Origin of the sequence: Kitasatospora brasiliensis (genome assembly GCF_032654805.1) — a bacterium.
GTDB lineage: Bacteria > Actinomycetota > Actinomycetes > Streptomycetales > Streptomycetaceae > Kitasatospora > Kitasatospora brasiliensis.
Genome location: NZ_JAUOOW010000001.1, coordinates 299,640 through 321,260 on the forward strand (window position 1 = coordinate 299,640; position 21,621 = coordinate 321,260).

Consider the following 21,621-nt stretch of genomic DNA (forward strand, 5'->3'; position numbering starts at 1 on the left):
CTCACCGCCGGGTGTGGGCGCGGTGGGTCGGCAGCGGTGCCGGTGGGCACTCTGCGGGGGTGGTCTGCCGGTGCGGACCCCGATCCTGGCAGCGGTCCGCGGGGCCGTCCGGCGTGTCCGGGCCGGTCTCACTCGATCCGGGTAAATCCGTGTCGGTGACGGCGAGTTGGTGGCTATCGATCACCGGGGAGGTCCGCTGTGTTCGATTCCGGGAGCGGTCGGGGCGGACCGCCCGGCATGCGATCGGACGATCCGATGGTCAGGATGGAGACCCGACCGTCCTCGTCCCGATCGGAGCGCGATGAGCGAGCAGCACAACGTCGTCCTGCTGACCTTCCCCGACGCCGCCGCCTGGCAGCCGGCCTTCGACGAGGCGAAGCACCTGCCGGGCCTGCGGATGGCGGCCGCGATGGAGCGCGGCGCCGACGGGCTGCTGGAGATCGAGGACACCTTCACCCGGGGCGCGGGCCTGGCCACCGTCGGCTCCAGCGTGCTGGGCGGCCTGATCGGGCTGCTCGGCGGGCCGGTCGGCGTCCTGCTGGGCTTCGCGGCGGGAGCGGCGATCGGCAACGCGGCCGAGGAGCACCAGGCGAGCGAGGGCGGCGCCGGGCTGATCCTGCTCTCGCCCCGGGTGCCGGACGGCGGGGCGCTGCTCGCCCTGGAGGTCCGGGAGGCCGCGCCCGGCCCGGCCGACGAACTGGCCGCCCGGCACGGGGCCTCGGTCGAGCGGATCGACGGCCACGCCTTCGCGGAGCAGGTCCGGGCGGCCGAGAAGCGGGCGGAGCAGGACGCGGAGCAGGACGGCGGCGGGACCGGGTGAGCACCCCCGGTCCCGCCTGACCGCCTCCGCCCGACCAGGACGTCCGCCGTCACTCCGCCCGCAGCGCGTCCACCGTGCGCGCCCGCGCCGCCCGTACGGCCGGGAGCAGGGCGCCGAGCAGGGCGATCAGCACCCCGCCGAGGGCGAGCAGAAGCAGCGCCGGGGTGCCGAACACGTCCAGCGCGGCGGCCGGGAAGTTCAGCCCGGCGCTGCGGCCCATCGCGGGCACCGTCACGCCGTGCAGCGCCAGGCCCACCGGCAGGCCGATCGCGCCGCCGACGGCCCCGACCAGGACCACCGAGGCGAGGACGACGCCGACGGTCTGCGCCGGGGTCATGCCGAGCGCCTTGGCGACGCCCATGTCCCGGGTGCGCTCGCGGATCTCCAGGACGACGGTGTTGAACACCCCGAGCCCGGCGACCACGAGCAGCAGCAGGGTGAGCGTGGCGGTGAGCGAGTTCAGCGCCGCGATCGAGTCGCTGGAGCCGTGCGGTCCGCCCGTGTCGACGGCCATGTGCGCCGGGGCGAGTGCGGCGCCCACGGCGGTGGCGTAGCCGGCGCGGTCGGTGCCGGGCTTCAGCTCGACGGTCCAGAAGTCCGGCCTCGGGGCCGCTCCGGCCGGGTAGTTCACGGCGTCGGTGAACAGCTCGTTGGTCTGCACGTGCGGGTCGAAGACCTCGCCGACGATCCGGACGGTGACGGCCCGGCCGTGGGTCGTGAAGGTCACCTGGTCGCCGAGCCCGACGGAGGCCTCGGTCAGGAAGGTGGCCGGGGCGACGGCCTCGCCCGGACCCCGGTACCAGCGCCCGGCGGCCATCCGGTAGCCGGCCCAGGAGGAGTCGCCGTCGAAGGCGGTCACCAGGGTGCTGCCCGCCACCCCGGGGACGGTGGCCTCCTCGGTGCCGGTGCCGAAGTAGGCGGCCGTACCCGGCTGGGCGTCCAGCGCGGCCCGCACCACGGCCCGGTCGGCGGGGACGGGCCGGTCCACCGGCATCGCCCCGGGCGGGCCGTCCGGGCGCGCCGGGTGCACCAGGACGTCCCCGGCGTCGCGCGACTTCGCCTGCTGCACCCAGCTCATCGTCCCGCCCATCCCCACCGCGAAGACGGCCGCCGCCGTGCCGAACAGCACCGCCGCGAGCATCCCGGCGGACCGGGCCGGGCGGGCGAAGGGCTGGGCGAGGCCGAGGCTCAGCGGGCGGGGCAGCGGCAGCCGGGCGGCCAGGGCTGCGGCCCGGGCGGCGAGAGCGTCCCGCCGGGTGCCGCCGCCGGTACGGCCGACGGCCAGCGCGTCCACCGTGCGCAGCCGTCCGGCCCGAGCGGCGGCCGCCCAGGCGACCAGCGCGACGGCGGCCAGCGTTCCGCCGGCCACCGCGACGTCCACCCAGGGGGCGAGGCCGGAGGTGTCGGTGCCGTACAGCGAGCCGGTGGTGGCGAGCACCGGGACGGTCAGCGCGTTGCCCGCGACCACCCCGAGCAGGGTGCCGACGGTGGCCGGGATCAGCGCCTGGGCGACGTACGCCCGCACCACCTGGGCGGGGGTGCAGCCGAGCGCCTTGAGCACGCCGATCCGCCGGGTGGCGGTGCCGACCGCGCCGGCCACCACATTGCCCGCGACCAGCACCGACATCGCCATGCCGAGCAGGCCGAAGGCGACCACGAAGGGCAGGAACAGGGCGGTGTTGCGGTCCGAGCCCTGCTGGGCGGTGAGCCAGGACTGGGCGCCGGTGAGCGCCCCGGCGGGGGCGGCGGCCGCGACGGCGGCCCGGTCGGCCTCCATCGCGGCGGTGCTGCCGGCGTCGGTGAACCGGTAGAGCATCGTGTAGCCGGAGGCGCCGCCGAGGGCCGTGGCGGTGTCCGGGGTGACCCAGGCGTCCGAGGTCCGGCTGACGGAGCGGGCGAAGCCGACGACCTTGAGGGTCGGCGCTCCCGGCAGGCCGGGCAGGCGCAGGCTGCCGCCCGGCGACGAGGGCCGGTCGCCGTACCGGTCGTCGATCACCACCTCGCCCGGATGCTGCGGCCAACTCCCCTGGGTCAGCGTGATGTTGTCGATGCCCGGGGCGGCCGAGGCGCGTCCGGTGACGGTCATCGGCGCCATCCTCGCCCCGGGCGGCAGGTCGTAGCCGGGGCCGGGCTCCGGGTCGACGCCGACGGTGCGGTACGGCCCGGCGGCGTCCGCCACCCCGGCGGCGTGGGCGGTCGCGGCGAGCTGCTCGGCGCTCGCCCTGGCGCCGTCGAAGCGGGCGGTGAGGTGAGCGCCGCGCTGACCGGCGAAGGCCTGGTCGAAGGGGTCCTGGGAGGCGACCAGCAGCGAGCCGCCGAGAACGGAGCACGTGGTGGCGACCAGCGCGGCCAACCCGACCGCGACGGACTGCGTCCGGCGCCTGCGCACACCGGCCCGCACGACCCTGCCCAGGGCGCTCATGCGCCCACCTCGCTGCGCTCGGCAGGCGCTTCGCGCAACGCGCACCCCTTGATGATGAGTTCACTCCGCTCACTCATGCGCCCACCCCGCTGCGCTCGGCAGGCGCTTCGCGCAACGCGCACCCCTTGATGATGAGTTCGCTCCGCTCACTCATGCCTGCGCTCCAAGAGCCGAAACCGTCGCCGAGTCCGCCTCGACCCGGCCGTCCCGCATCCGGACCGTACGGGTGGCGCAGTCCTCGGCCAGCGCCAGATCGTGGGTGACCAGCAGGATGGTCTGCCCGTCCGCGTGCAGGTCCCGGAACAGTTCCTTGACGTCCTCGCCCGAGGCCGAGTCCAGCGCGCCGGTCGGCTCGTCCGCCAGCAGCAGCGCCGGCCGGTTCATCAATGCTCTTGCCACCGCGACGCGTTGGCGTTCGCCGCCGGAGAGCCGACCCGGGTGGGCACGGGTGTGCCGGTCGATGCCGAGTGCCGCCAGCAGCTCGGCCGCCCGCCGCCGGGCCTCGGCGCGCGGGACTCCGGCCAGTTCGCCGGCCAGCACCACGTTGTCGGCCACGGTGAGGTCGTCCAGCAGGTTGAAGAACTGGAACACCATCCCGATCGTGCCGCGCCGGTAGCGGGCCGAGGCCGCCTCGCCCAGCCGGTCCACCCGCACCCCGGCCACGGTCACCGTCCCGGCGCTCGGCCGGTCCAGCCCGGCGACCAGGTTCAACAGGGTGGACTTCCCGCTGCCGGAGGGGCCGAGCACGGCCACCGACTCCCCCGCCCGCACGCTCAGCGTGACCTCGTCCAGCGCCGCCCGGGCGCCCTGGTAGTGGCGGCTCACACCGCTCAGTTCGATCACCGGATCGCTGTTCATGTCCCCGCTCCTCGTCGATTCCCGTCTGGCGACGAGGACGAAGGTAAGAGCGGGCCGTCCGCCCCCGCGTCCGCCGTCCGCGGCAAGTTCCGTACCGCGTCGGGTGTAGGGCCGCCGGCGTCATCCTTCCGATGTAGTCGCCCGATGTAGCGCCCGCCCGCCGCCCGTGGGGCTGTTCCGCGGGGCTCCCGGCCAGCACAATGTCCCGGTGATCAACCATCCGACGGTACGCCGGCTGTGCGCGGCCATCCGCCTGGCCGGCGGCCCGGGCGCGGCGCCGCCGCCCCGGCCGACCCGGCGCGGCCAGGCCTTCGACCTGGCCCTCGCCCTCTTCCTCGCGCTCACCGCCGGACGCTACGCGGCCATCGCGCAGGACCCTGGCCAGCCGGACCCGCACGGGCTCCTGCTCCTGCTGGTGCCGCTCGTCCCGCTGCCGCTGGTGCTGCGCCGCCGCTACCCGCTGGCGGTGCTGTGGGCGGTGCTGCCGGCCGCGCTGCTGGTGCGGCACGAGTCCGAGGACATCGCCTACTCGGCGGGCGTGGCGGTGATCGTCGCCGCGTACAGCGCCGCCGCGTACGGGCGCCGGCCCGAAGCCCTCGCGGTGAGCCTGCCGGCCGCGACCGTCGCGCTGGTGCTGGTCTTCACCGAGGCCAAGCTGCCGCACTTCCCCAACGGGGTGATGGCCGTCCTGGTGCTGCTGCCGGTGTTCGCGGTCGCCTACGAACTGCGGATGTGGCGCCGCCGGGTGGACGAGGGACGGGAGCGGCTCTCCGCCCTGGAACGCGAGCAGCTGGCCGCGCTGCGCAACGCGGTGGAGCTCGAACGGGCGCGCATCGCCCGGGAGTTGCACGATGTCGTCACCCACAACGTGAGCATGATGACGATCCAGGCCGGGGCCGCCCGCAAGATCCTCGACACCGCCCCGGACAAGGCCCGCGAGGCGATGGCCGCGGTGGAGTCCGGCGGCCGCGCGGCGATGACCGAACTGCGGCAGGTGATGGGCCTGTTGACGATCGACGCAGCGACCGGGGATGCCCCCTCCACCGATGTCGACCTCAGCCCGCAGCCCGGCCTCGCCCGTCTGGACGCCCTGGTCGCGGGCGTCCGACAGGCCGGGCTGCCGGTCGAGTTGACCGTCCGCGGCGAGCGCAGGCCCGTCCCGCCCGGGGTCGAGCTGGCCGCCTACCGGGTCGTCCAGGAGGCGCTCACCAACACCGTCAAGCACGCGGGCGGCGCCGCCGCCGAGGTGACCGTCGAGTACGCCCCCGACCGGCTGCGGGTGGAGGTCACCGACACCGGCGGCCGCCCCACCGGCGCCGCCGCCACCGGCAACGGACGCGGCCTGATCGGCCTGCGCGAACGCCTCGCCGTCTACGGCGGCACCCTGCACACCGGCCCCCGGCCGCGCGGCGGCTACCGCGTCACGGCCCTTGTCCCCTTGGAGAGTTGATGAACGAGCAGCCGCTGCGCGTGGTGGTCGCCGACGACCAGGCGCTGGTGCGCACCGGATTCCGGCTGATCCTGGAGTCGGAGGGGATCGAGGTGGTGGCCGAGGCCGAGGACGGCGAGCAGGCCGTCGCCGCCGTCCGGCGCAGCAGGCCGGACGTGGTGCTGATGGACATCCGGATGCCCGGCCTGGACGGACTGGAGGCGGCCCGCCGGATCCTGGCGGACGGCGCGCAGGAGCCGCCGCGGATCATCATGCTGACCACCTTCGACCTGGATCACTACGTCTACGCGGCGATGGCCGCCGGGGCCAGCGGCTTCCTGCTGAAGGACGTCACCCCGGAGCACCTGGCGGCCGCCGTGCGGCTGGTGCGCACCGGGGACGCGCTGCTCGCCCCCGCGATCACCCGCCGCCTGGTCGAGCGCTTCGCCCGCCCGCAGGATCCGGCGGCCGCCGTCGCCGCACCGCACCGCGAGCTGGGCACGCTCACCCCGCGCGAGCTGGAGGTGACGGCGCTGCTGGCCCGCGGCCTCAGCAACGCCGAGCTCGCCGCCCGGCTGGGGCTGTCCGAGGCGACGGTGAAGACCCACGTGGCCCGGATCCTCGGCAAGCTGGGCCTGCGGGACCGGGCCCAGGTGGTGGTCGCGGCGTACGAGACGGGGCTGGTCAGCGTGGGCTCGACGCAGCCCCGATGACAGCGCGGGAGCCCGGGGACGAAGCACCCCGGGCTCCCGCGCTCAGCCGGTACGGATCACGCGAGGTCGAAGCGGTCCGCGTTCATGACCTTGACCCAGGCGGCGACGAAGTCCTCGACGAACTTCTCCTTGGCGTCGTCGGCCGCGTACACCTCGGCGACGGCCCGCAGTTCGGCGTTCGAGCCGAACACCAGGTCGGCGCGGGTACCCGTCCACTTCACCCGGCCCGAGCCGTCCCGGGCCTCGAAGGTGTGGGCGTCCTCCGAGGTGGCCTTCCACGTGGTGTCCAGGTCCAGCAGGTTGACGAAGAAGTCGTTCGTCAGCACGCCGGGGGTCTCGGTGAGCACCCCGTGCGCGGCCCCGCCGTGGTTGGCGCCCAGCACCCGCAAGCCCCCGACCAGCACGGTCATTTCGGGCGCGCTGACGCCCAGCAGGTTGGCCTTGTCGAGCAGCAGGAACTCGGCCGGCAGCCGGTTGCCCTTGCCGACCCAGTTGCGGAAGCCGTCCGCCTTGGGCTCCAGCGCGGCGAAGGACTCGGTGTCGGTCAGCTCCTGGGTGGCGTCCACCCGGCCGGGCGCGAAGGGCACCTCGACGGCGAGGCCGGCCGCCTTGGCGGCCTGCTCGATGCCGACGCCGCCGGCCAGCACCACCAGGTCGGCGATCGAGACCTGCTTGTCGCCCGCCTGGGCGTTGAACTCCCGCTGCACGCCCTCCAGGGCCCGCAGCACGGTGGCCAGCTTGTCGGGCTCGTTGACCTCCCAGCCGATCTGCGGCTGGAGCCGGATGCGTCCGCCGTTGGCGCCGCCGCGCTTGTCGCTGGAGCGGAAGGAGGACGCGGCCGCCCAGGCGGTGGAGACCAGCTCGGAGACGGACAGGCCGGTGGCGGCGATCCGGCGCTTGAGGTCGGCGACGTCGGCCGCGCCGATCTGCCGGTGGCCGGCCTGCGGCAGCGGGTCCTGCCAGAGCAGGTGCTCGCTCGGCACCTCCGGGCCGAGGTAGCGGACCACCGGGCCCATGTCGCGGTGGGTCAGCTTGAACCAGGCGCGCGCGAAGGCGTCGGCGAACTCCGCCGGGTTCTCCAGGAAGCGCCGGGAGATCGGCGCGTAGACCGGGTCGAAGCGCAGCGACAGGTCGGTGGTGAGCATGACCGGCGCGTGCCGCTTGCCCGGGTCGTGGGCGTCCGGGACGGTGCCCTCGCCGGCGCCGTCCTTGGGCTTCCACTGGTACGCGCCGGCCGGGCTCTTGGTGAGCTCCCACTCGTAGCCGAACAGCGTCTCGAAGAAGCTGTTGTCCCAGGTGACCGGGGTGGCCGTCCAGGTGCCCTCCAGGCCGCTGGTGATCGCGTCGCCGCCGACCCCGGAGCCGAAGGTGCTCTTCCAGCCGAGGCCCTGCTGCTCCATCGGCGCTTCCTCGGGGGCGGCGCCGACGTGGTCGGCCGGGCCGGCGCCGTGGGTCTTGCCGAAGGTGTGGCCGCCGGCGATCAGCGCGACGGTCTCCTCGTCGTTCATCGCCATCCGGTAGAAGGTCTCGCGGATGTCGCGGGCGGCGGCGAGCGGGTCCGGGTTGCCGTTGGGGCCCTCGGGGTTGACGTAGATCAGGCCCATTTGGACGGCGGCCAGCGGGTTCTCCAGCTCGCGGTCGCCGGTGTAGCGCTCGTCGCCGAGCCAGGTGTCCTCCGGGCCCCAGTAGACGTCCTCGTCCGGCTCCCACTCGTCGACCCGGCCGCCGCCGAAGCCGAAGGTCTCGAAGCCCATGCCCTCCAGCGCCACGTTGCCGGACAGGACGATCAGGTCGGCCCAGGACAGGGCGCGCCCGTACTTCTTCTTCACCGGCCAGAGCAGTCGGCGGGCCTTGTCCAGGCTGGCGTTGTCGGGCCAGCTGTTCAGCGGGGCGAAGCGCTGCTGGCCACCGCCGGCGCCGCCGCGGCCGTCGCTGATCCGGTAGGTGCCGGCGCTGTGCCAGGCCATCCGGATGATGAACGGGCCGTAGTAGCCGAAGTCGGCCGGCCACCAGTCGTGCGAGGTGGAGAGGGCCTCCTGGATGTCCCGCTTGACGGCCGGGAGGTCGAGGGCCTTGAAGGCGGCGGCGTAGTCGAAGTCCGCGCCGAGCGGATTGGCCACGGCGGGGTTCTTGGCGAGGATCTTCAGGTTCAGCCGTTCGGGCCACCACTGGCGGTTCCCGCCGCCCTGGGTGGGGTGCGGCGCCCGCCCGTGGATCACCGGGCAGCCCTCCGCGTTCGCCGCGCCGGTTGCATCGTGGATGTCAGACATGGGAATCCTTCCCTCACAAGGCGGATCACGGTGTCTACTCAGCTACCTGGGGCACCTGCTGTTTCTCTCCAGGCTAGCGCCGGAGCCGATCCTACGATGGACGGAATCCAAGTCAAGAATGACGCCAACCCCATATCCGATCGGGAACCGGAAGCCACCGAATGTGCATTGGTAAACTTCGGCCCTCCCCTTGACCTGAATAGGTGAACCGATATGAGTGACCTGCTGGAGCGGCTGCGCGGGCGCGGCTGGCGCCTCACCTCCCAGCGGCGTGTCGTGGCCGAGGTCCTGGACGGTGAGCACGTGCATCTGACCGCCGACGAGGTGCACGCCCGGGCGGCGGAGCGCCTGCCGGAGATCTCCCGGGCGACCGTCTACAACACGCTGGGCGAGCTGGTCACCCTGGGCGAGGTCATCGAGGTATCCACCGACGGGCGTGCCAAGCGTTACGACCCGAATGCGCACCGTCCCCACCAGCACCTGATCTGCACCGGCTGCGGCGCCATTCGCGACGTCCAGCCGCTGGGCAATCCGCTGACCGACCTGCCGGCCGAGCAGCGCTTCGGGTTCTCGGTGTCGCAGGCGGAGGTCACCTACCGGGGCCTGTGCCCGGACTGCGCCCACTGCACGGGCTGATCCGCCCGGCGCGGGTGGCGTGCAGCATCGACACAAAGGTGGGCGCTGACGGTCAAGCCCGCCGCACCGTTCGGCCCTAGCGTTCCAGTCACAGGGAGTGAGGGGCTCTCCTGGGACCGCCCGGCGACGCGACCGCCCCCGTACCGTCGCGTCGTCGGGCTTCCCCTCGGCCCTCTCCTCGACAGCGTGCGACGAGCGGGGTGCGATGAGGCGAGCAGGTGATGCGTCGATGACCGGGAGCGACGGCGGAGGAAACGACACCGCGAGCGGCTCGGCCTGGTCACCGCTGCGGCGGCGGGTCTTCCGTGACCTGTGGCTGGCCCAGTTCACCTCCAACGTCGGCAGCTGGATGCAGACCGTCGGCGCGCAGTGGCTGCTCCTCGGACACGGCGCCGCCCAGGTCTCCATGGTCCAGCTCGCGGCCGGTCTGCCGGTGCTCTTCCTCGCCCTGCCGGCCGGCGTCCTCGCGGACCTCGTGGACCGGCGCCGGCTGCTGCTGGCGATGCAGGCCGCCATGGCCCTGGTGGCCGCCGCGCTGACCGTACTGGCCTTCACCGGGCAGCTCGGGCCCTGGACCCTGCTGGGCCTCACCTTCCTCCTGGGCTGCGGCAACGCGCTCAACGGCCCGGCCTGGCAGGCGGTCCAGCCCTCGCTCGTCCCCCGCGAGGAGTTGCGCCAGGCCGCCGCGCTGGGCGCGGTGAACATGAACCTGGCGCGCGCCGTCGGCCCGGCCCTCGGCGGGGTCCTGGTCGCCGCCCTCGGGGTCGGCTGGACCTTCGCCGTCAACGCCGCCTCCTTCCTGGCGATCCTGGCCGTGCTGGCGACCTGGCGGCCCGGCGCCGCCGCGCGAGCACCACGACCGGGGCAGGAGCGCGAGCATCTGATCGCCGCCCTGCGGGCGGGCGGCCGGTACGTCCGCAGCGCCCCCCGGATCCGCCGGATCCTGCTGCGCAGCGCCCTGTTCGTGCCCGGCGCCTCCGCCCTGTGGGCGCTGCTGCCGGTGTCCGCCCATGAGTCCCTCGGCCTCGGCGCCGCCGGCTACGGCCTCCTGCTGGGCGCCGTCGGACTGGGCGCGGTCGTGGGCGCCGCGGTGCTGCCGGCGATGTCGGGGCGGCTCGGCGGCAACGGCGCGCTGGCGCTCGCCGGGGCCGTGTTCGCGGGCGCGCTGGTGACCCTGGCCGTCAGCCGGAGCGTGCCGGTCGCCTTCCTGGCCCTGGCGCTGACCGGAGCGGCGTGGATCGCCGCGCTGTCCACCCTGAACGCGAGCCTGCAAGTCGCCCTGCCCGCCTGGGTACGGGCCCGTGGCTCGGCGTTCTACCTGCTCGTCTTCCAGGGCGGCAACGCCCTGGGCTCGCTGGTCTGGGGGCAGCTCGCGCAGCACGTCGGCGTGTCCCTGACGATGGCCCTGGCGGCGCTGGCCCTCCTCGGCGGGGTGCTGTCGCTGCGCCGCCTGCCGCTGCTCGGCGGCAAGGCCGATCCCTCGCTCTCCGAGGCGTGGCCCGAACCCCGGCTGGCCGTCGAACCGGCGCCGCAGGACGGGCCGGTCCTGGTCACCGTGACCTACCGGGTGCGGGAGGAGCGGGCCCTGGCGTTCGTCGCGGCGATGCGGAAGGTGGAGTCCTCCCGGCGCCGCACGGGCGCCGTCTCCTGGGGCCTGTACCGGGACGCCGCCCAGCCGGAGCAGTTCGTCGAGACGTTCACCGTGACGTCCTGGTCGGAGCACTGCGCCCAGCACCACGGGCGCTACACCGGCGCCGACCACGCCTTCGAGACCGAAGCCCGCGAGCTGCTCGCCCAGAAGCCCGTCGTCGCCCATGCCATGACGGTGCGTCAGCTCGACGATTGACGCACGGAACCGCACCTGAAGGCCGGCCTGTCCACTCGGACCGGCCGGCCTTGTTGCCGCCTCCGGGATGCCGAACGCTCCCGACATCACCTCGGTGATGTCGGGAGCGGGTGCGACCGCCGCGGGCGGGTGCCCGGTGCGGTCAGTGGAAGCCGAGCGCGGAGGGCGTCAGCGTCGGGCCGTCGGCCGGCCGCGGGTTCGCCAGGGCCGCGAGGGTCAGCGCCGCGAGCTCTCCCCCGGCGCGCTCGATCCGCCCCGGCAGGCTGCCGGTGTGCGAGTCGCCGGTGCCGCCCCAGTCCTCGGAGGCCGCGAAGACGGCGGTCGGGGCGACCAGGGCGTGCTGGTAGGCGAACAGCGGGCGCAGCGCGTGCTCCAGGGCCAGGGAGTGGCGCGCGGTGCCGCCCGTGGCGCCGATCAGCACCGGCTTGTCGGCCAGGACACCGGGGTCGAGCAGGTCGAAGAAGGACTTGAACAGGCCGCTGTACGAGGCGGAGAAGATCGGGGACACGGCGATCAGCGCGTCCGCCGTGCCCACCTCATCCAGCGCGGTGCCCAGCGCCGGCGACGGGAAGCCGGAGAGCAGGTGGTGCGAGATCGGGGTCGCCAGCGGGCGCAACTCGTGCATCAGCACCCGGACTTCACGGCCGGAGCGGGCCAGCGCGACGGAGGCGGCCTCGGTGAGGCGGTCCGCGAGCAGGCGGGTGGACGAGGGCTGGCTGAGCCCGCCCGAGACCACGGCGAGCGTGATCGGCGAGGTCGGTTCCATCGGGGACTCCGTCCTGGTCAGTCGGCGGCGGGGGCGGCGCCCCGGAGCGAGGCGTGGGTGGGGGCGTCCGGCACGGTCGTGGGCCGGTTCTTGGCGAACTCCTTGCGCAGCACCGGCACGACCTCCTCGCCGAGGATGTCGAGCTGCTCCAGCACCGTCTTGAGCGGCAGGCCGGCGTGGTCCATGAGGAACAGCTGGCGCTGGTAGTCGCCGACGGCCTCGCGGAAGCCGAGGGTGCGCTCGATGACCTCCTGGGGGCTGCCGACGGTCAGCGGGGTCTGCTCGGTGAACTCCTCCAGCGAGGGCCCGTGGCCGTACACCGGCGCGTTGTCGAAGTACGGGCGGAACTCGCGCACCGCGTCCTGGGAGTTCTTGCGCATGAACACCTGCCCGCCGAGGCCGACGATCGCCTGCTCGGGCGTGCCGTGCCCGTGGTGGGCGAAGCGGGTGCGGTAGAGCTCGATCATCCGCCGGGTGTGCTCCTGCGGCCAGAAGATGTTGTTGTGGAAGAAGCCGTCGCCGTAGTAGGCGGCCTGCTCGGCGATCTCGGGGCTGCGGATCGAGCCGTGCCAGACGAACGGCGGGACGCCGTCCAGCGGGCGCGGGGTGGCCGTGAAGCCCTGGAGCGGGGTGCGGAAGCGGCCCTCCCAGTCGACCACGTCCTCGCGCCACAGCCTGCGCAGCAGCGCGTAGTTCTCGACGGCGAGCGGGATGCCCTGGCGGATGTCCTGGCCGAACCACGGGTAGACCGGGCCGGTGTTGCCGCGTCCGAGCATCAGGTCGACGCGGCCGTCGGCGACGTGCTGGAGCATCGCGTAGTCTTCGGCGATCTTCACCGGGTCGTTGGTGGTGATCAGCGTGGTCGCGGTGGACAGGATGATCCGCTCGGTCTTCGCCGCGACCCAGCCGAGCATGGTCGTCGGCGAGGACGGGACGAACGGCGGGTTGTGGTGCTCGCCCATGGCGAAGACGTCCAGGCCGACCTCCTCGGCCTTGAGCGCGATGGCCAGGATCGCCTTGATCCGCTCGCTCTCGCTCGGCTCCCGTCCGGTGGTCGGATCGACCGTCAGGTCACCGACGCTGAATATCCCGAACTGCATGGGGTGTCGCCTTTCCTCGGGGTGGTGGCGGCCGGGATGGGCCGCCCAGCGAAACCTAGGCAGTCGGCGACGCGGGACGGACTTCGCAGCGCATCACCGGTTGCCCGGCAGCGCACTCGGTGCCCGTCGGCCGTGCGCCGCCGTAACTGAAACGGGCTCGGGCCCCGGACGGATCTTCCCGTCCAGGGGCCCGAGCCCGCATGCACGCGGCGGCGACTCAGTCACCTCAGAGCGCCTCAAGGCGTCTCAGAGCGCCTCAGGGCGTCTCAAGGCGTCTCAAGGCGTCTCAGGGTGCCTCAGAGGCCGAAGCGCGCCCGGTGGGAGGCCGGAACCAGGTCGGAGTACTCGGGGTGCTTGGTCATCCAACCGCGGATGAAGGGGCAGTAGGGCAGCACCGCGAGCCCCTGCTCGCGCGCCGCGTCCAGGGCTGCGCGCGCCAGTCGGCTGCCCAGGCCGCGGCCCTCGAAGCGGGGGTCGATCTCGGTGTGGATGAAGGCGATCTCGTTGCCGGACCGGTGGTACTCGGCGAAGCCTGCGAGCTCCCCACCGTCGCTGATCTCGAAGCGGGACTTCTCGGCGTTGTCGCTGACGGTCTGGTCCATCGTTCCTCCTGAGGGTCGCGGCTGGTCGCCGCGGGTTCCGAACTTACTATAGTTTAATCATCAACAATTGTCGCGCCTCGGAGACACCCCGGGACCCGCCCCGGAGATCTCCGGGTTCGCAGCGGGCACAGGCGCGACAACATCCGTACACATCAGAACAAGTCCAGCTCCACCCTCGCTCATAGCCTCGATCGAAACCGGGCGGACGCCCCGGGGACACCACGTATCGACACCAAGGAACGAGATGACGGTGGCAGCAGCAACGGAAGACCAGCACGTGCGCGAGCCGGGCGGGACGATGACCGACACCGAACCCGAGCCGTACTTGCACGCCATGACCCGGGTCAACCTGCGGCCCATCGCCACGCCGATGCCCCTGGGCTTCTTCACGGTGGCCATCTCCTCCACCGTGGCCAGCAGCCTCCAACTCGGCCTGATCGACCACGCGCACCGGCAGGCCGTGGCGCTCACGCTCTTCTCCGCCTTCGTGCTCCAACTGCTGGTCAGCATCCTCGCGTTCGGCGCCCGTGACGTCATCGCGGCGACGCTGATGGGCGGATTCGCCGGCGCCTGGCTGGCCAACGGCCTGGTCACGGCGACGAATTCACCCGGCGGGGCGCAGGTGCTGGGCGTGATGAACCTGGTGTTCACCGTCTTCGCCGCCCTGATGGCCTCGGTGGCGAGGCCGAAGAAGGTGCTGTGGATCCTCCTGATGATCGCGGTGCCGCGTTACTTCGTCGCCGGCCTCTACGGAGTCACGGACATCACCTGGCTGGGCTACGCCGCCGGCGCCCTCGGCATGCTCCTCGCGGCGGTCGCGATGTACGTCGCCTACGCCCTGATGCTGGAGGAGCTCCGCGGCAAGGAGGCCCTGTGGATCGGGCGCAGCGGCCCCGTCCTGGACGCCATGCACTCGGGGCTGGCCGGCCAGCTGCACCGGTTGGAGCAGCAGGCGGGCGTGCGCCGGACCCTGTAACCCCGGCGCGGGGCCGGGCCCACTCGAAGAACGGGCCCGGCCTCACGGTCAGTTGGCGACGGACCGGACGGCCTTGCGGATCACCTCGGCGACGCAGCCGGGGTGGGAGAGCATCACCAGGTGCGAGGAGTCGATCTCGACGGTGGCGGCCCCGGCGCGCTGGTAGCCGAACCGCTGGACGTCGGGGTTGAGGGTCTTGTCGGCGCCGGCGACGATTCCCCAGGACGGCTTGGTCTTCCACGCGGCGGTGGGCGCCGGCTCGCCGAACGCCGCGGCGGCCAGCGGCCGCTGGGTGACGGCGAGGACCCGGGCCAGGGCGGGGTCGACATCGGCCGCGAAGATCGCCGGAAGCCGGTCGACCTCCACCGAGACGTCGGTGCCCTCACCGCTGCCGTCCTCCAGCGGGAACGGGCTGTACACCAGGGCGGAGGCCAGGTCCGAGTCGGGGAAGCCGCCCTGGAGCTCGCCCAGGCTCTCGCCCTCCTCCAGCGCGTAACCCGCCAGGTACACCAGGCCCTTGACGTTCTCCTCGGCACCCGCCACGGTGATCACCGCGCCGCCGTACGAGTGGCCGACCAGCACGACCGGCCCCGGAATCCGCCGGACCACCGACGCTATGTAGGCCGAGTCCCCGATCAGGCTGCGGTTCGGCACGGCCGGCGCCACCACGCTCAGGCCCTCGGCGAGCAGCTCGGGGATCACCCGGGCGAAGCTGGAGGCATCGGCGAAAGCGCCGTGCACCAGCACGACGGTGGGCGTGTCATTGGTCGTCATGACTGAAGTCCTTCTATTGCTGGGTGTGTTGGGGCCGCCCGCGCCACGCCTGCGGCCCGGCGCCGCTCGCCAGCCTAGGAAGGCGCGGGCCCGCGGCCTGTTCCGACGACGCACCGACTGCGGTCGGTCCGCGTACGGCCCCGCCCTCCGGGGGCGGGGACGCCTCAGCCCCAGCCTCAGCCCCAGCGGATGCTCAGGTTCTTCAGCCCGTTCTGGAAGTTGGACACCAGCCGGGTCGGCCGCGCCCCCGGCACCAGCTCCAGGCCGGGCAGCTCGGCGACGACCCGCCGCAGCAGGGCCGAGAACTGGATCCTGGCGAGTTGCGCCCCCACGCAGAAGTGCGGGCCGAAGCCGAAGCTGACGTGGTCGTTCGGCCGGCGGGTGAGGTCCAGCCGGTCCGGGTCCGGGAAGACCGACGGGTCGCGGTTGGCGGAGGCGTGGTAGACCACCACCTTGTCGCCGCCCCTGATCCGCCGGCCCGCCAGCACCACGTCCCGGGTGGCCGTACGCCGGAACTCCAGGACGGGCGGCCAGAATCGGAGCAGTTCCTCCACCGCCGAGGCGGTCAGCTCCGGCCGCCGGCACAGCAGGCGGTACTGGTCGGGGTGGGTGAGCAACGAGTACAGGCCGCCGGGCAGGCCGTTGCGCAGCGTCTCGTTCCCGGCGACGGCGAAGAGGAAGAACATCGTCTCGAACTCGGCCGTGCTCAGGCCGGCTTCCAGCATCCGGGCCACGATGCTGCCGGGCGGCGGCTGCTCGGCGAGGGCGTGGGCGTAGCCGAACATGTCGGCGAGGGCGGCGCGTGAGCGCGGGTTGACCGGGCGGCCGTCGGGGGTGGTGACGGCGGTGGGGCGGCGGGCGAGCGCGGCCCGGCCCGGCGCGGTGAGGAGGGCCGGGTCGGCGGTGGCGGAGTCGGCGTAGTCCGGGTCCTGGTAGCCGATCACCCGGTTCGACCAGTCGACCAGCAGCTGCTGGTCCTGCTCCGGCACGCCCAGGATCCGGGCCAGCGTCCACACGGGCAGGTCGGCGGCCAGCGGCACGAAGTCGACCTGGCCCAACGGCCGCACAGCGGTGACGAGTTCGTCCGCCCGCTGCTCGATGGACGCGGCCAGTTCGCGCAGCGCCCGCGGGGTGAAGGCGGCCGCGACGGCCCGACGCAGCCGGGAGTGGTCGGGCGGGTCCTGGTTGAGCATCATCGTCCGGGCGAACTCCAGGTCCGCCGGGGAGTCGGGGTCACGGATCTGGGTCGCGCCCAGGTGCGAGGAGAAGTCCTCCGGGCTGCGCAGCACATGCTTCACGTCCGCGTGCCGCAGCACCGCCCAGTAGCCGGGGCCGGCCGGCCAGTCCCCCACCGCCGGCTCCTCCACCCAGCAGACCGGCGCCTCGGCCCTCAGCTCGCGGAACAGCTCGTACGGCACCCCCTCGGCGTACGTCTCGGGGAGGAAGATCCGGTTCGCGCGCGCCTGATCGAAGCCCATACCGACCGACCGTACGCCGGGCCCCGGCGGCCTGCCAGAACGCGGCCCGCGGCGAGCTGCCGCGCCCCGCGGGTCGAGGCTGCGCCGATCGGCCGTCGGCATCCCGTAGGGTCGGCCGAATGGCGAAGTACTTCGATGTGCATCCAGAATCCCCCCAGCCCCGCACCATCGGCACCGTGGCCGACAGCCTCCGGTCCGGCGCCCTCATCGCGTACCCGACCGACTCCTGTTTCGCCCTGGGCTGCCGGCTGGACAACCGCGACGGCCTCGACCGGATCCGCTCGATCCGGCGGCTCGACGAGCGCCACCACTTCACCCTGATGTGCGTGGACTTCGCGCAGCTGGGGCAGTTCGTCCAGCTCGACAACAACGTCTTCCGCGCCGTCAAGGCCGCGACCCCGGGCGGCTACACCTTCATCCTGCCGGCGACCAAGGAGGTCCCGCGCCGCCTGATGCACCCGAAGAAGAAGACGGTGGGCGTCAGGATCCCCGACCACGCCGTCACCCGGGCCCTGCTCGCCGAGCTCGGCGAGCCCCTGGTCTCCAGCACCCTGATCCTCCCCGGCGAGGAGGAGCCGATGACCCAGGGGTGGGAGATCAAGGAGCGGCTGGACCACGTGCTGGACGCCGTGGTGGATTCGGGTGACTGCGGCACGGAACCGACGACGGTCGTCGACTTCTCGGGCGGCGCACCGGAGATCGTCCGGCGGGGGGCCGGCGATCCCGCCCGCTTCGAGTGACGCACGCCCGACTGTCGGTGGGGGCTCCTACTCTCGGTAGGAGCCCCTGCTGTCGGTAGGGGCTCCTACCGGTGGCGGCTCCGTCTGCCGGTAGGGGTTCTTCGGGGCCCGGCTCTTCTTGTACGAGCTGTACGCTGACCATGCGTTCGAACAGTGCCGAAACTGTTCGACTTCGAACACATTGTGCGTGGGGGGAATCGGTGCGTCATCGCCGAATCGTGGTTCTGGCTGCCGTCGTGGCGGCCGGTGTGGGCATCGCGCCCGGGATGGCCCAGGCGGCAGGTCCCTCGGGTGCTTCGACTCCTTCGGGTTCCGCGTCCGCTGCGGCTTCCGCCGACAAGGGCGCGGCGGCCGTGAGCGCGGCGGACGCGGCGCGGAAGCTTCCGGGCCGGACCTTCAGCAGCCCCGGCGAGCGGACGGTGGTCTCGCCGAAGGCCGACGGGCGGACCGGGCCGGCGGCGCCGGCGCAGGGCGCGCGGGCCGCGCAGGGTGAGTGGAACCCGATCATCGATCTGTACGCCGTGACCCCCGACGCTCGCGGGCTCGAACTGCGGACCATCATCCATCCGCCCTACGGCAGCTCCCCCACCATGGACGTCACCATCACCTGGGGCGACGGCAAGACGGACACCTTCTCCGCCACCCCCGACGGCACCGGCAGCGACCTGCGCACCACCAAGCACCGGTACGCCTCGGTCGGCACCTACGACGTCAAGGTCACCGTCAAGGACACCGTCCAGGGCCTTGAGGCCTCCAACCAGGTCCAGGTCGTCACCGCCGGCGCCGAGTTCACCCCGCACGCGCCCACCCGGCTGCTGGACACCCGCTCGGGCATCGGCGCCCCCGCCACCAAGGTCCCCGCCCGTGGCACGGTGGCCCTGAAGGTCGCGGGCACGGCCCAGGTGCCGACCGGCGTCTCCGCCGTGGCGCTCAACGTCACCGTCACCAACACCACTGCGGACGGGCACATCTCGACGGCGGCCTGGAAGAACCTGGCCGAGGAGTCGGATTCGTCCAGCCTCAACTACGTCGCCGGCCAGACCGTCCCGAACATGGTGCTCTCGGGGGTCGGCCAGGACGGCTACGTCTACCTGTTCAACGCGGGTTGGCAGCCGGTGGACCTGCTCGCCGACGTCACCGGCTACTTCACGCCCACCGTCGCCAGCGGCTACAAGGCGGTGACGCAGACGCGCGCCGTCGACACCCGCGAGGGCCTCGGCGCGGCCAAGGGCCAGGTCCCCGGCCTGAGCACCTTCGACGTCCAGATGACCGGCCGCAACGGCGTGCCGACGGCCGGGGTCACCGCCGTCGCGCTCAACCTGACGGCCACCGGCCCCCAGGACGCCGGCCACCTGATCGCCTACCCCAGCGGGCAGGCCGCGCCGACCACCTCCAACCTGAACTTCACCGCCGGGCAGACCGTCGCCAACGCGGTGATCGTCCCGGTCGGCGCGGACGGCAAGATCACCATCCGCAACGGCAGCTGGAAGCCGACCGACGTGGTGCTCGACGTCGTCGGCTACTTCACCCCCGACAGCCGCGCCGCCCTGGTCTCGGGCTACGCGCCGCTCCGGCTCCTCGACAGCCGCAAGGACGGCAGCTGGGGCGGCCGCAAGGCCGGCCCGCTGGCCGCCCGCAGCTTCTTCGCGATGCGGCACGAGGCCGACACCCACGAACCCCGGGTCGACGCCTGGGTGCTGAACACCACCGTCACCAACACCAGCGGTCCGGGCTTCCTCTCGGTCACCCCCGACCCCAACTTCTGGTCCGACTACCAGAACGGCACCCCGACCGTGCCGCAGCGACCCGTCTCCTCGACGCTCAACTGGGAGGCCGGCCAGACCGTCGCGGGCGTCGCGCAGACCCCGGGCGGCAAGGGCGGCATCGTCGACATCTGGAACCAGGGCTGGCAGGACATCGACTTCCTGGTCGACCTGCTCGGCTACTACCAGTCGATCTGACCTGCTGGTAGGCCTTGGGATGGGGCGGTGTTCCGTGACGGAGCACCGCCCCATCGACCATGGAGGCCACCGGAGGGCGAGGAGCGGGCGCGGGCAACAGGCGTGGCAGGCCAGGATCGGCATCGACGGCGGCACCGTCCACGCGATACGCGTCACCGAGGTTGATTCCCGGCCTGGGCCTCGGAGTGGAGCCGCTCAGCTTCTCACGGCCGACCCGGGAGGCTCCTGACCAGTAGCCATTCCCTGACGCTCGGGGAGCTGTCCAGGAGCTGGCTGACCTTCATGCCCTCGTCCCGCGAGGTGACTCTCGAAAGAGGGGCGAAGTCACCAGGCAGGACGTCCAACAGGCTCATCACGCACTCCCCCGCATGAAGCGCGATGAGCAGTTCGCAGCGCAACTGGCGTGGAACGCCGGGGCGGTGGGGCAGGCTGTTCCAAACGGCCGGCCACAGGTAGTGCACCCCATCGGGCGCAGCATTCGCCCGCACCCATGCCGGGTCCAACCGCTGGTTGAGCCGGAGCCCACATGCCCGTTCCTCAAGCCTGACCAGCGAGGCCGTATCGAGGGCCTTCAACTCCCGAGGCACCGGCTCTTCCGAGTTCATCACCCCCATGCTGCCTGACCACACCCGGAACCGCCCCCTCGGAGATCATTTCGTGAGGAGCCCCAAGCCCTGGCCTCGGCGCTGCATCGGCCCCTCCCTCGTTCGGTTCTGCTCAGTGGGCGGTACAGCTGTTGTTGCCGGAGTGCAGGCCCGTCAACGCGCTTCAGCGAATCACCCGATCGAATGGCCTTGCTGGCGAGCGGGCGGCACGCTCCGCACACGCCGCTATCGTCAACGGCGAACCCTCAGGCCCGCCTCGGCGCGCTGCGCTGTGGCACCATCCAAGGAGTGGCCATCATGCGTCGTACCGTCGCCGTGTTCGCCGGAGTCATCGCCCTCTCGGCCGTCTTCACCGGCCAGGCCGCCGCCACCCCGACCGAGATCATCGCCCCCAACGCCAGGGCCGCCGCCGCGGTGGACTTCCACGGTGACCTGCTGCGACAGAAGAACGTGGTCGAGAGCTTCGAGACCGTGCACCCGGGCGTCTACTGCGTCATCGTCAATCCCAGTGCCGGCATCAACCTCCCCAGCGCCCTGATCCTCGCCAACGGTGGGGTCGGCACCACCAGCGTCGAAGTGTTGGGGGCCCCCACCACGTCGTGCGACAGCCGCCGGGACGCCATCACCGTCGTCCCCGTCAACAACGGCCACCCCGTGCGCGCGTCGTTCACCATCGCCGTGCTGTAGGACGCGGTTGGCGGGCCCCGGTCTCCCAGCCGAGCGTGCCACGTGGGCGGCCGGGGCGTCACCGCCGCGACGGGTACCGTTCAACCGGTGAGCACCCCACGGTGCACGGCGGCGCCTTCCAGCCGGGTGAGATGACCGTCAACCCCAGTGCTCCCGCTTCCTTCGACAGGCCCGGGAAAACCACCCTCCCGAACGGGAATCGCGGACGCCGCCGGGCGGTTGGGCCAAGGCGACGGACTGATCACGCACTCGCGAAGAGGGACTTCCCATGAAGATCGGCATCATCGGCGCGGGCAACATCGGCGGCAACCTCACCCGGCGGCTGACGGCACTGGGGCACGAGGTGGCGGTGGCCAACTCCCGTGGCCCGGAGACGCTCAAGGCGCTGGTCGAGGAGACCGGGGCGAAGGCGGTGACGGCCACCGAGGCCGCGCGCGGGGCACAGGTCGTGGTGGTGACGGTGCCGCTGAAGAGCGTGCCGGACCTGCCCGCCGGGCTGCTGGACGGCGCAGCCGAGGGCGTTGCGGTGATCGACACCGGCAACTACTACCCGAAGGAGCGTGACGGCCGGATCGACGCGATCGAGGACGGCGGGGTCACCGAGAGCCGGTGGACGGAGCAGCACCTGGGGCACAAGGTGGTGAAGGTGTTCAACGGCACCTACGCCCAGGACCTGTTGGAGCGGCCGCGCCCGGCGGGCGACCCGGAGCGGATCGCGGTGCCGGTGGCCTCGGACGACGAGGCGGCCAAGCGGGTGGTCCGGGCGCTGGTCGACGAGTTGGGCTTCGACACCGTGGACGCGGGCGGGATCGACGAGTCGTGGCGCCAGCAGCCGGCCACCCCGGTGTACGGGCTGCGCGCCGGTGTCGAGGCGGTCACCCGGGCGCTCGCGGAGGCCTCTCCGGAGCGCCCGGACGCCCACAAGGCGTAACGGACGG

The 21,621-nt window shown here is 73.0% G+C and carries 18 protein-coding genes; 10 read left to right on the forward strand and 8 right to left on the reverse strand.

Features of this window, described 5'->3' with window-relative positions; genetic code table 11:
* Positions 1–301 precede the first annotated feature (301 nt).
* Positions 302–820, forward strand: coding sequence for a hypothetical protein (locus QWJ13_RS01260; RefSeq protein ID WP_316519920.1), 519 nt, complete (start codon positions 302–304; stop codon positions 818–820).
* A 49-nt stretch (positions 821–869) separates the two neighbouring features.
* On the opposite strand, the gene QWJ13_RS01265 is transcribed toward QWJ13_RS01260, so the two are convergent.
* Both QWJ13_RS01265 and QWJ13_RS01270 read right to left on the reverse strand, forming a co-directional pair.
* Positions 870–3,242, reverse strand: coding sequence for an ABC transporter permease (locus tag QWJ13_RS01265; protein ID WP_316519921.1), 2,373 nt, complete (start codon positions 3,240–3,242; stop codon positions 870–872).
* Between the two features lie 150 nt (positions 3,243–3,392).
* Positions 3,393–4,100 carry an ABC transporter ATP-binding protein gene (locus tag QWJ13_RS01270; RefSeq protein WP_316519922.1) on the reverse strand — a complete coding sequence of 236 codons (708 nt, stop codon included), beginning with the start codon at positions 4,098–4,100 and terminating at the stop codon, positions 3,393–3,395.
* Between the two features lie 208 nt (positions 4,101–4,308).
* On the opposite strand from QWJ13_RS01270, the gene QWJ13_RS01275 reads away from it, so the two are divergent.
* Both QWJ13_RS01275 and QWJ13_RS01280 read left to right on the forward strand, forming a co-directional pair.
* Positions 4,309–5,550 carry a sensor histidine kinase gene (locus QWJ13_RS01275; RefSeq protein ID WP_316519923.1) on the forward strand — a complete coding sequence of 414 codons (1,242 nt, stop codon included), beginning with the start codon at positions 4,309–4,311 and terminating at the stop codon, positions 5,548–5,550.
* The gene (locus tag QWJ13_RS01280) at positions 5,550–6,242 is read left to right on the forward strand and encodes a response regulator (protein WP_316519924.1); all 693 of its coding nucleotides are present in this window, start codon (positions 5,550–5,552) and stop codon (positions 6,240–6,242) included. The genes QWJ13_RS01275 and QWJ13_RS01280 overlap by 1 nt, the downstream gene beginning before the upstream one ends.
* A gap of 56 nt (positions 6,243–6,298) precedes the next feature.
* Here QWJ13_RS01280 and katG read toward each other — a convergent pair whose 3' ends face one another.
* Positions 6,299–8,512 (reverse strand): catalase/peroxidase HPI, encoded by a 2,214-nt coding sequence (gene katG, locus QWJ13_RS01285; protein ID WP_316519925.1) that lies wholly within the window; start codon positions 8,510–8,512, stop codon positions 6,299–6,301.
* A 213-nt stretch (positions 8,513–8,725) separates the two neighbouring features.
* Between katG and QWJ13_RS01290 the strand changes: the two genes are divergently transcribed.
* Together QWJ13_RS01290 and QWJ13_RS01295 are read left to right on the forward strand one after the other, a co-directional pair.
* The gene (locus QWJ13_RS01290) at positions 8,726–9,148 is read left to right on the forward strand and encodes a Fur family transcriptional regulator (protein WP_316519926.1); all 423 of its coding nucleotides are present in this window, start codon (positions 8,726–8,728) and stop codon (positions 9,146–9,148) included.
* 229 nt (positions 9,149–9,377) lie between these two features.
* Entirely contained in the window at positions 9,378–10,994 is a 1,617-nt protein-coding gene (locus QWJ13_RS01295; RefSeq protein WP_316519927.1) for an MFS transporter, read from the forward strand.
* A gap of 142 nt (positions 10,995–11,136) precedes the next feature.
* Here the strand turns inward: QWJ13_RS01295 and QWJ13_RS01300 are convergent, their stop codons facing one another.
* The 3 genes from QWJ13_RS01300 to QWJ13_RS01310 all read right to left on the reverse strand — a co-directional run bounded on the left by QWJ13_RS01300 (position 11,137) and on the right by QWJ13_RS01310 (position 13,462).
* Positions 11,137–11,760 carry an FMN reductase gene (locus QWJ13_RS01300; protein ID WP_316519928.1) on the reverse strand — a complete coding sequence of 208 codons (624 nt, stop codon included), beginning with the start codon at positions 11,758–11,760 and terminating at the stop codon, positions 11,137–11,139.
* Between the two features lie 17 nt (positions 11,761–11,777).
* Positions 11,778–12,860, reverse strand: a complete 1,083-nt coding sequence (locus tag QWJ13_RS01305) for an LLM class flavin-dependent oxidoreductase (protein WP_316519929.1) — start codon at positions 12,858–12,860, stop codon at positions 11,778–11,780.
* Between the two features lie 296 nt (positions 12,861–13,156).
* Positions 13,157–13,462 (reverse strand): GNAT family N-acetyltransferase, encoded by a 306-nt coding sequence (locus QWJ13_RS01310; RefSeq protein WP_316519930.1) that lies wholly within the window; start codon positions 13,460–13,462, stop codon positions 13,157–13,159.
* A 250-nt stretch (positions 13,463–13,712) separates the two neighbouring features.
* Between QWJ13_RS01310 and QWJ13_RS01315 the strand changes: the two genes are divergently transcribed.
* Entirely contained in the window at positions 13,713–14,438 is a 726-nt protein-coding gene (locus QWJ13_RS01315; protein ID WP_316519931.1) for a GPR1/FUN34/YaaH family transporter, read from the forward strand.
* Positions 14,439–14,486: 48 nt separating this feature from the next.
* Here the strand turns inward: QWJ13_RS01315 and QWJ13_RS01320 are convergent, their stop codons facing one another.
* Positions 14,487–15,212 (reverse strand): alpha/beta fold hydrolase, encoded by a 726-nt coding sequence (locus QWJ13_RS01320; RefSeq protein ID WP_316519932.1) that lies wholly within the window; start codon positions 15,210–15,212, stop codon positions 14,487–14,489.
* A 176-nt stretch (positions 15,213–15,388) separates the two neighbouring features.
* Positions 15,389–16,690: a cytochrome P450 gene (locus tag QWJ13_RS01325; RefSeq protein ID WP_316519933.1), complete on the reverse strand. Its 1,302-nt coding sequence runs from the start codon at positions 16,688–16,690 to the stop codon at positions 15,389–15,391.
* Positions 16,691–16,809: 119 nt separating this feature from the next.
* Here QWJ13_RS01325 and QWJ13_RS01330 point away from each other — a divergent pair, with 119 nt between their 5' ends.
* The 4 genes from QWJ13_RS01330 (at position 16,810) to QWJ13_RS01345 (ending at position 21,614) form a co-directional block, all read left to right on the forward strand.
* Positions 16,810–17,430: an L-threonylcarbamoyladenylate synthase gene (locus QWJ13_RS01330; protein WP_316519934.1), complete on the forward strand. Its 621-nt coding sequence runs from the start codon at positions 16,810–16,812 to the stop codon at positions 17,428–17,430.
* A 353-nt stretch (positions 17,431–17,783) separates the two neighbouring features.
* Positions 17,784–19,391 (forward strand): PKD domain-containing protein, encoded by a 1,608-nt coding sequence (locus QWJ13_RS01335; protein ID WP_316519935.1) that lies wholly within the window; start codon positions 17,784–17,786, stop codon positions 19,389–19,391.
* A gap of 902 nt (positions 19,392–20,293) precedes the next feature.
* Positions 20,294–20,683: a hypothetical protein gene (locus tag QWJ13_RS01340; protein ID WP_316519936.1), complete on the forward strand. Its 390-nt coding sequence runs from the start codon at positions 20,294–20,296 to the stop codon at positions 20,681–20,683.
* Between the two features lie 268 nt (positions 20,684–20,951).
* Positions 20,952–21,614, forward strand: a complete 663-nt coding sequence (locus tag QWJ13_RS01345; protein ID WP_316519937.1) for an NADPH-dependent F420 reductase — start codon at positions 20,952–20,954, stop codon at positions 21,612–21,614.
* The last annotated feature ends 7 nt before the right edge of the window (positions 21,615–21,621 follow it).